The organism is Salmonella sp. K21076 (assembly GCF_039650795.1).
GTDB classification, from domain to species: domain Bacteria; phylum Pseudomonadota; class Gammaproteobacteria; order Enterobacterales; family Enterobacteriaceae; genus Salmonella; species Salmonella enterica.
In genome coordinates this window covers 1-8,571 of the sequence record NZ_JBCLYA010000019.1, presented here as the reverse complement: position 1 = coordinate 8,571, position 8,571 = coordinate 1, and the positions used below count along the sequence as shown (strand labels likewise).

Genomic DNA, 8,571 nt, shown 5'->3' with positions numbered 1-8,571 from the left:
GTAAGTAACGAAGTTTGATGCAAATGTCAGATCGTATGCGCCTGTTAGGGCGCGGCTGGTAAGAGAGCCTTACAGGCGCATCAGAAAAACCTCCGGCTATGCCGGAGGATATTTATTTTGGACGAGGAAAAATGAGACGCCGATGAGCTGATGTGATTAAACGCAACGGCATGTTCTCCCTGACACTGTAGCAACTGCCAGGCGTGTGGCCAGGGCAGGCAGTGAACTACCCTTCAAGGAGAAAATTATGGGATTGCAAAAAACACTGGCGCTCAGCGCCGTAGCGGCAGGGATCATGTTGAGCTTATCCGGTGCGCAGGCCGCGCCGCTGCTTAGCAGTAGTGAGCCAATGACCATTAACGCCAGCGATCTGGCGGCGAAAGAGAAAGCGCTGACGGATTTTCCGTTAATGGAGGCAGTGAAATCCTCTATCCAGACGTTGGATAACAGCGCGGTCGAACAAATCGAACCGGGGCGCGCCGCTAACCCGGCAAACGTAAAACGCGTTGAAAGTATTCTGAAAGAGGCCGACTGGGATTATCTGTTCCCGATGCGCGCGCCGGAATACACTTACTCTAACTTCCTGAAAGCGATAGGTAAATTCCCGGCGGTTTGTGGTACCTACACCGATGGACGCGATAGCGACGCTATCTGCCGTAAAACCCTGGCTACTATGTTTGCGCATTTTGCCCAGGAGACGGGCGGTCACGAAAGCTGGCGTGACATTCCGGAATGGCGTCAGGCGCTGGTCTATCTGCGCGAAGTCGGCTGAACAGAAGGGCAAAAAGGCGGCTACAACGGCGAATGTAACCCGGATGTATGGCAGGGCCAGACCTGGCCGTGCGGTAAAGATAAGGACGGCGATTTCCTCAGCTATTTTGGCCGCGGGGCAAAACAGCTTTCTTATAACTACAACTATGGGCCTTTCTCTGACGCGATGTATGGCGACGTTCGCCCTCTGCTGGATAAACCCGAGCTGGTGGCGGATACCTGGATGAACCTGGCGAGCGCCGTCTTCTTCTTTGTGTATCCGCAGCCGCCGAAGCCGTCTATGCTACATGTGATTGACGGTACCTGGCAGCCAAACGATCGCGATAAAGCAAACGGCCTGGTATCAGGTTTCGGCGTCACTATTCAGATCATCAATGGCGGCGTGGAGTGCGGCGGCGCAGATGAGAATGCGCAGTCGCTTAACCGTATCGCCTACTACAAAGAGTTTGCCAACTACCTGAAAGTGCCGGTGCCGGCTGACGAAGTGTTGGGCTGTAAAAAGATGAAGCAGTTCGATGAAGGCGGCGCTGGCGCGTTACCGATCTATTGGGAACAAGACTGGGGCTGGAGCGCCGATACTGCGGACGGTAAAACCTATTCCTGCCAGTTAGTTGGATATCAGACGCCGTATACCGCCTTTAAAGAGGGCGACTACACGAAATGTGTACAGCATTATTTCAACGTTAATGTCGTCGATGATAACGGAACCACTGAACCGGATGTCACGCCAACTCCGGCGCCAGTGACGGATGAAAACGTGGCACCAGTCGCGCGCATTGCCGGGCCGGTCGGGGCGGTGGAAGCCGGTAGCCAGGTTTCACTCAACGCGGAAGGATCGACCGACGCGAATGGCGACAAGCTCACCTATACCTGGATGTCGCAGGATGGCAAAACGCTGAGCGGCCAGGATAAAGCCGTTGTGATTTTCAACGCGCCGGATGTCACTCAGAACACCCAGTATGTGGTGAATCTGACCGTTAGCGACGGTACGCTCTCCAGTACAGCGGTTTATACGCTGAATGTGAAAGCGAAGGCCGCCGCTGCGGATGACGAAGATAAGACCACCAGCTACCCTGCCTGGAGCAGCAGCCAGAAATGGAATCCGGGCGACATCGTCAACAGTAATGGCGCATTGTACCAGTGCAAACCGTTCCCGGAAGGCTCATGGTGTAATGTTGCGCCTGCCTACTATGAGCCCGGCGTAGGGATTGCCTGGGCCGATGCATGGAACGCATTGTAATAAGATAAATCCTGTCGGTGCTTTGCATCGGCAGGATTGTTACTATGCTTATCTCAGGTTTTTTCAGGAGAAAGCATGAACATCATCGCCATTATGGGGCCGCACGGGGTTTATTATAAAGATGAACCCATCAAGGAGCTTGAGCGTGCATTACAATCCCTGGGATTTCAAATTATCTGGCCGCAAAATAGCGTTGACTTGTTGAAGTTTATTGAACATAACCCGCGCATCTGCGGCGTTATTTTTGACTGGGATGAATACAGTCTCGACCTTTGTAGCGAAATCAACCAGCTAAATGAATACCTTCCTCTCTACGCCTTTATCAATACCAACTCCACGCTGGACGTTAGCGTTCACGATATGCGCATGGCGCTGTGGTTTTTTGAGTATGCATTGGGGCTGGCTGAAGATATCGCGACGCGCATTCATCAATATACAAACGAATATCTCGATAATATTACGCCGCCGTTTACCAAAGCGCTGTTTACCTACGCCAAAGAAGGAAAATATACCTTTTGTACGCCGGGGCATATGGCGGGAACGGTGTATCAGAAAAGCCCGCCAGGCTGTCTGTTTTATGACTTTTTTGGCGGCAATACCTTAAAGGCCGATGTGTCGATTTCGGTGACTGAACTGGGATCGCTGCTGGATCACACCGGGCCGCATCTGGAAGCGGAAGAGTATATCGCCCGTACTTTTGGCGCCGAGCAGAGTTATATGGTGACGAACGGTACGTCGACCTCGAATAAAATTGTCGGTATGTATGCCGCGCCTGCGGGAAGTACGCTACTTATTGATCGTAATTGCCATAAATCGCTGGCGCATTTGCTGATGATGAGCGATGTGGTGCCTCTCTGGTTGAAGCCGACGCGCAATGCGCTCGGCATTCTCGGCGGTATTCCTAAGCGTGAATTTACCCGCGACAGCATTGCGCGTAAGGTGGCGGAAACCGCGCAGGCGCAATGGCCGGTGCATGCGGTTATCACCAATTCGACTTACGATGGTCTGCTGTATAACACTAACTGGATCAAGCAGATGCTGGACGTTCCCTCGATCCATTTTGATTCCGCCTGGGTACCCTATACCCATTTCCATCCGATCTACCAGGGGAAAAGCGGGATGAGCGGCGATCGGGTGCCCGGAAAAGTGATTTTCGAAACGCAATCCACCCATAAAATGCTGGCGGCTTTTTCGCAGGCGTCGCTTATTCATATCAAAGGGGAATATGACGAAGAGACGTTTAACGAAGCGTTTATGATGCACACTTCTACATCGCCGAGCTATCCCATTGTCGCCTCTATCGAGACCGCGGCGGCGATGCTGCGCGGCAATCCAGGGAAAAGATTGATTAATCGTTCGGTGGAACGGGCGCTCCATTTTCGTAAAGAAGTACAGCGGTTACGTGAAGAGTCCGATAGCTGGTTCTTTGATATCTGGCAGCCGGAAGAGGTTGATGAGGCCGAATGCTGGCCGGTCACGCCGGGAGAAACCTGGCATGGCTTCACCGATGCTGATGACGATCATATGTTCCTCGATCCGGTTAAGGTGACAATCCTGACGCCGGGGATGGATGAACAGGGCAACATGAGCGAAGAGGGGATACCCGCCGCGCTGGTGGCGAAGTTCCTCGATGAGCGAGGCGTGGTGGTGGAAAAAACCGGGCCGTATAATCTGCTGTTTTTGTTCAGCATAGGGATTGATAAGACCCGTGCGATGGGGCTGCTGCGCGGACTGACGGAATTTAAACGCGCCTACGATCTTAACCTGCGCGTCAAAAATATGTTGCCGGATCTGTATGCGGAAGATCCGGATTTTTATCGCAATATGCGCATTCAGGATCTGGCGCAGGGGATCCATAAACTGATCCGCCAGCACGATCTTCCGGAGCTGATGCTGCGGGCGTTCGAGGTTTTACCGGAGATGATCATGACCCCGCACCAGGCCTGGCAGCGTCAGATCAAAGGTGAGGTGGAAACCGTGGCGCTCGATCAACTGCCAGGGCGCGTTTCCGCGAATATGATCCTGCCTTATCCGCCAGGCGTTCCGCTGTTGATGCCCGGCGAGAGGATCACGCAACAGAGTCGGGCCGTGCTCGATTTTCTGCTGATGCTCTGTTCGATTGGCCAGCATTATCCCGGTTTTGAAACGGATATTCACGGCGCGAAACGGAATGAAGACGGGGTGTACCAGGTACGAGTCTTAAAACACGCCTGTTAGCTTGCCTGACGAGAATGTGACGAGTAACGTACTGATAATCAATAAAGGAGACGCTATGCTGGGATTAAAACAGGTTCATCACATCGCGATCATTGCGACAGACTATGCGGTGAGCAAGGCGTTTTATTGCGATATTCTGGGGTTCGATCTGCTAAGCGAAGCCTGGCGGGAAGAGCGTGACTCGTGGAAGGGCGATTTGGCGCTAAACGGGCAGTATGTGATTGAGCTTTTCTCTTTTCCCTTCCCTCCGGCGCGTCCAAGCCGACCTGAAGCCTGCGGTCTGCGCCATCTGGCTTTCAGCGTGGAAAATGTGGAAAACGCCGTTGCGCATCTGGAAAAGCATCAGGTTAAGTGCGAACCGATACGCATCGATCCGTATACCGGGAAGCGCTTTACTTTTTTCAACGATCCGGACGGTTTACCGCTTGAGCTGTATGAGCAGTAAGGCTTGTCATTAAGACGCTCGCCAGGTAACGTTGCCGGGCTAAGTCACTATAAGCATGGATCATGACCACTCTCACGTTGAATACCTCGTTACTCTCTTCTCGCCGTATTCTGGCTGCCTTTAGCGGTGGCCTGGATTCTACGGTGCTTCTGCATCAACTGGTGTTGTGGCGAGAACGCCATCCTGACGTCACGCTGCGTGCTATCCATATTCATCACGGTTTAAGCCCTCATGCTGATAGCTGGGTGCGGCATTGCGAAACCGTATGCGAACGCTGGCAGGTTCCGCTGGTAGTGGAGCGGGTGACGTTGGCGGATAATGGCCTGGGTATCGAGGCCCATGCGCGTGAAGCGCGCTACCGGGCGTTCGCACAGACGCTATTGCCTGGCGAAGTGCTGGCAACCGCGCAGCACCTTGACGATCAGTGTGAAACATTCCTGCTGGCGTTAAAGCGCGGCAGCGGTCCGGCCGGACTTTCCGCGATGGGAGAACGCTCGCCTTTTGCCGGAACTCTGCTTCTTCGCCCGCTGTTGAGAGAAACGCGGAAGACGCTGGAACAGTGGGCTGTGCGTCATGGCTTATGCTGGATTGAAGATGAAAGCAATCAGGATGACGCCTACGATCGCAATTTTTTACGCCTGCGCGCGCTTCCGCTCTTACAGCAGCGCTGGCCGCATTTTCCTGCGGCGGTAGCCCGTAGCGCGACGCTCTGCGCCGAGCAAGAAAGGCTGCTGGACGAGCTTCTGGCCAGCGATCTTACGGACTGTATCACGACGGAGGGAACATTGCGGCTCTCTCCATTAATGTCGATGAGCGATGTGCGGCGGGCGGCGATTTTGCGTCGCTGGCTGGCGATGCGTAATGCGCCGATGCCCTCTCGCGACGCGCTGGAACGTATCTGGCAGGAGGTGGCGCTGGCGCGCGACGATGCCTCTCCCTGTTTACGCTTTGGCGATCACGAGATTCGCCGTTATCAGTCGCAACTGTGGTGGATTAAAACCGTAGCCGGACAACACGAAACGACGGTCGCCTGGCCCGTCTGGCAAACACCGCTGGCGCTGCCTGCCGGCTTAGGGACGGTACAGCTCGTTCCTGGCGGCGAACTGCGCCGACCGCGAGAGGAAGAATCCGTCAGCATTCGGTTTAAAGCGCCAGGGTTGCTACACATTGTGGGACGTCACGGCGGACGTAAATTAAAGAAAATCTGGCAGGAGCAGGGGATCCCGCCCTGGCGACGAGACACCACGCCGCTGTTGTTTTACGGCGAAACGCTGATTGCGGCTGCGGGTGTTTTTGTGACGCGTGAGGGAGCAGCAGAAGATAAAGAAGGGGTGAGTCTGGTTTGGCATGCCTGATGGCGCTGCGCTTATCAGGCCTACGTATCGCATGGAACGTAGGCCGGATAAGGTGCTTGCACCACCATCCGGCAACAAAATACTCAGGATTCGCTAACTACCACGGTACCAATTTCCGGGTGGCTGAAACTGGCGATTTTATCGAGACGAAGTTCACAAGACTCGCCGGAAACCTCGGCAAGCAGATACTCTACGTTTTTACGTAAGATCAAATCGTTCGCTTTTGCCTGCAAAACCTCGCCATCTTTTAACGTTAGCGTCAGTATTAAATGATGCATGCAGGCAAGCTCAAGACTATCGTAGTCATCGCAATTAATGGGTTGATACGTTTCATTCATTGACATAATCGCTCACCAGTAAGTTCGCGGCAGCATAAGCTGCCTTTTCCCTGACCGACTCTGAAAGGGCGCTATCTGCCGCCACTTCATTAAGCACTTTCAATACACAACCCAGCGCATCCGGGACATACCCTAAGTCTCCGCTGGCGATTTCCGCATACCGCTTGCGTACTAACTCACAATATTTTTCCACATGCCCTCCTGTCAGCATTCTGACTTAACCGTGGATGCAAGTCTAAGCCTACGAAGTTAAATCTTGTTTAGCAAGGTGACTATACCATACTCATTTGCGCAATATCAGCGCCTGACGCGAGTGGGTAAAAGATTCGTTAACAGCCTTTTAGCGCGGTTTTCGCTACAATGGGCGCCTGATTCGAAAGGAGTTTTCTCATGGCGCTTAAAGCGACAATTTATAAAGCCGTCGTCAATGTGGCTGACCTTGATCGCAACCGGTTTCTGGATGCGGCATTGACGCTGGCGCGTCACCCTTCTGAAACGCAGGAGCGCATGATGCTGCGCCTGTTGGCATGGATAAAATATGCTGATGAACGGTTGCAGTTTACACGCGGGCTCAGCGCGGAAGATGAGCCGGAGGCCTGGCTGCGCAACGATCATCTGGGCATCGATCTCTGGATAGAGCTGGGGCTGCCGGATGAGCGCCGTATTAAGAAAGCCTGTACTCAGGCGAGCGACGTCGCGCTCTTTGCTTATAACTCCCGGGCGGCGCAAATCTGGTGGCAGCAGCATCAAAGCAAGTGCGCGCAGTTCGCTAACCTGTCCGTCTGGTATCTGGATGACGGGCAGCTGGCGCAGCTCAGTGAATTTGCCGATCGTACCATGACGCTACAGGCGACGATTCAGGACGGCGCAATCTGGCTTTCTGATGCTCGGAATAATCTGGAAATACAGCTAACCGCCTGGCAACAGCCCTCATGATTGCCATCTCCCGGACGGTCTCCATAGCCGATAATGAGCTGGAAATTACGGCCATTCGCGCGCAGGGCGCGGGTGGTCAGCACGTAAATAAGACCTCTAGCGCGATTCATTTGCGCTTTGACATTCGGGCCTCTGGCCTGCCAGAGTATTATAAACAGCGTTTGCTGACGGCCAGCCACCATCTGATAAGCGATGATGGCGTCATTATCATTAAGGCGCAGGAGTTCCGGAGCCAGGAGCTCAACCGGGAAGCGGCTATCGCCAGGCTGGTTGCCGTCATAAAAGAATTAACCGCGGAGCAGAAAAGCCGTCGCGCAACCCGTCCGACGCGTGCCTCGAAAGAGCGCCGCTTGTCCTCAAAGGCGCAAAAATCTTCTGTAAAGGCGCTTCGCGGCAAAATTCGTCGTCCACTGGATTGACGGGCAGGAATAGCAATTTCATAAGGATTTTATGGTGAGAACAGCAATATTGTCAGTAGCGGCAGCCTGTACGCTATTTGCATTGATAGGGTGTAATAACCGTGCGGAAGTTGACGCCCTGCAACCTGCGCAGGCGGCGGAATTAAAACCCATGCAGCAAAGCTGGCGCGGCGTGCTGCCCTGTGCGGATTGTGAAGGTATTGAAACGTCACTGTTTCTGGAAAAAGACGGCACATGGGTGATGAACGAGCGCTATCAGGGCGTGCGCGAAGAACCTTCCTCTTTTGCGTCATACGGTACCTGGGCGCGGACGGCGGATAAACTGGTGTTAACCGACAGCAATGGCGAGAAATCGTATTATCGCGCGAAAGGCAATGCGCTGGAGATGCTCGACAGAGAAGGCAATCCGGTGGCTTCGCAGCTTAATTATACGCTGGTGCCTGTTACCGCCAGCCTGCCGGTAACGCCAATGCCGCTGCGTGGTATGTATGTATACAGGGCCGATGCGGCGACCTTTACCGATTGCGCGACCGGAAAACGGCTGCCGGTCGCCAGTAACGCCCAGCTTGAGCGCGGCTATCTGGCGGCGAAAGGTGAAGCGGAAAAACCGGTGCTGCTGACGGTCGAAGGGCATTTTGTGTTTGCCGCGAATCCGGACACGGGCGAGCCGGTAAAAACGCTAATAGCTGATAAAAATGTGAAGTTTGCGCCGGGTAAAGATTGCACTCACTAATAAATATCCTCCGGCATAGCCGGAGGTTTTTCTGATGCGCCTGTAAGGCTCTCTTACCAGCCGCGCCCTAACAGGCGCATACGATCTGACATTTGCATCAAACTTCGTTACTTACGG

At 53.8% G+C, this 8,571-nt stretch carries 8 protein-coding genes and 1 pseudogene; 7 read left to right on the top strand and 2 right to left on the bottom strand.

Going from position 1 to position 8,571, the window contains the following annotated elements; genetic code table 11:
* Positions 1 to 247: 247 nt before the first annotated feature.
* The 4 genes and pseudogenes from AAYN39_RS07065 (at position 248) to tilS (ending at position 6,028) form a co-directional block, all read left to right on the top strand.
* Positions 248 to 2,011 (top strand): annotated as a pseudogene (locus AAYN39_RS07065) (glycoside hydrolase family 19 protein).
* 75 nt (positions 2,012 to 2,086) lie between these two features.
* The gene (gene ldcC / locus AAYN39_RS07060; protein ID WP_001021059.1) at positions 2,087 to 4,228 is read left to right on the top strand and encodes a lysine decarboxylase LdcC; all 2,142 of its coding nucleotides are present in this window, start codon (positions 2,087 to 2,089) and stop codon (positions 4,226 to 4,228) included.
* 55 nt (positions 4,229 to 4,283) lie between these two features.
* Positions 4,284 to 4,673, top strand: coding sequence for a VOC family protein (locus AAYN39_RS07055; RefSeq protein ID WP_000901086.1), 390 nt, complete (start codon positions 4,284 to 4,286; stop codon positions 4,671 to 4,673).
* A gap of 62 nt (positions 4,674 to 4,735) precedes the next feature.
* On the top strand, positions 4,736 to 6,028 hold the full coding sequence (gene tilS, locus AAYN39_RS07050; protein WP_000210062.1) for a tRNA lysidine(34) synthetase TilS: 1,293 nt from the start codon (positions 4,736 to 4,738) through the stop codon (positions 6,026 to 6,028).
* Positions 6,029 to 6,111: 83 nt separating this feature from the next.
* On the opposite strand, the gene rof is transcribed toward tilS, so the two are convergent.
* The gene (gene rof, locus AAYN39_RS07045) at positions 6,112 to 6,372 is read right to left on the bottom strand and encodes a Rho-binding antiterminator (RefSeq protein ID WP_000062330.1); all 261 of its coding nucleotides are present in this window, start codon (positions 6,370 to 6,372) and stop codon (positions 6,112 to 6,114) included.
* Positions 6,359 to 6,559, bottom strand: a complete 201-nt coding sequence (locus AAYN39_RS07040; RefSeq protein WP_001518678.1) for a YaeP family protein — start codon at positions 6,557 to 6,559, stop codon at positions 6,359 to 6,361. The genes rof and AAYN39_RS07040 overlap by 14 nt, the downstream gene beginning before the upstream one ends.
* A 197-nt stretch (positions 6,560 to 6,756) precedes the next feature.
* Here AAYN39_RS07040 and AAYN39_RS07035 point away from each other — a divergent pair, with 197 nt between their 5' ends.
* From AAYN39_RS07035 to nlpE, 3 genes are read left to right on the top strand one after another with little or no spacing between them, the layout of a single operon-like run.
* Positions 6,757 to 7,302, top strand: a complete 546-nt coding sequence (locus AAYN39_RS07035; RefSeq protein WP_001185319.1) for a YaeQ family protein — start codon at positions 6,757 to 6,759, stop codon at positions 7,300 to 7,302.
* Positions 7,299 to 7,721, top strand: coding sequence for an alternative ribosome rescue aminoacyl-tRNA hydrolase ArfB (arfB, locus tag AAYN39_RS07030; protein ID WP_000560526.1), 423 nt, complete (start codon positions 7,299 to 7,301; stop codon positions 7,719 to 7,721). Before AAYN39_RS07035 ends, arfB begins: the two co-directional genes overlap by 4 nt.
* Before the next feature lie 31 nt (positions 7,722 to 7,752).
* The gene (gene nlpE, locus AAYN39_RS07025) at positions 7,753 to 8,454 is read left to right on the top strand and encodes an envelope stress response activation lipoprotein NlpE (protein WP_000252574.1); all 702 of its coding nucleotides are present in this window, start codon (positions 7,753 to 7,755) and stop codon (positions 8,452 to 8,454) included.
* The last annotated feature ends 117 nt before the right edge of the window (positions 8,455 to 8,571 follow it).

Bases quoted from the DNA above. Each gene is read 5' to 3' on its own strand.
- ldcC (WP_001021059.1), top strand. From the start codon at position 2,087: ATGAACATCATCGCCATTATGGGGCCGCACGGGGTTTATTATAAAGAT.
- AAYN39_RS07055 (WP_000901086.1), top strand. From the start codon at position 4,284: ATGCTGGGATTAAAACAGGTTCATCACATCGCGATCATTGCGACAGAC.
- tilS (WP_000210062.1), top strand. From the start codon at position 4,736: ATGACCACTCTCACGTTGAATACCTCGTTACTCTCTTCTCGCCGTATT.
- rof (WP_000062330.1), bottom strand. From the start codon at position 6,372: ATGTCAATGAATGAAACGTATCAACCCATTAATTGCGATGACTACGAT.
- AAYN39_RS07035 (WP_001185319.1), top strand. From the start codon at position 6,757: ATGGCGCTTAAAGCGACAATTTATAAAGCCGTCGTCAATGTGGCTGAC.
- arfB (WP_000560526.1), top strand. From the start codon at position 7,299: ATGATTGCCATCTCCCGGACGGTCTCCATAGCCGATAATGAGCTGGAA.
- nlpE (WP_000252574.1), top strand. From the start codon at position 7,753: ATGGTGAGAACAGCAATATTGTCAGTAGCGGCAGCCTGTACGCTATTT.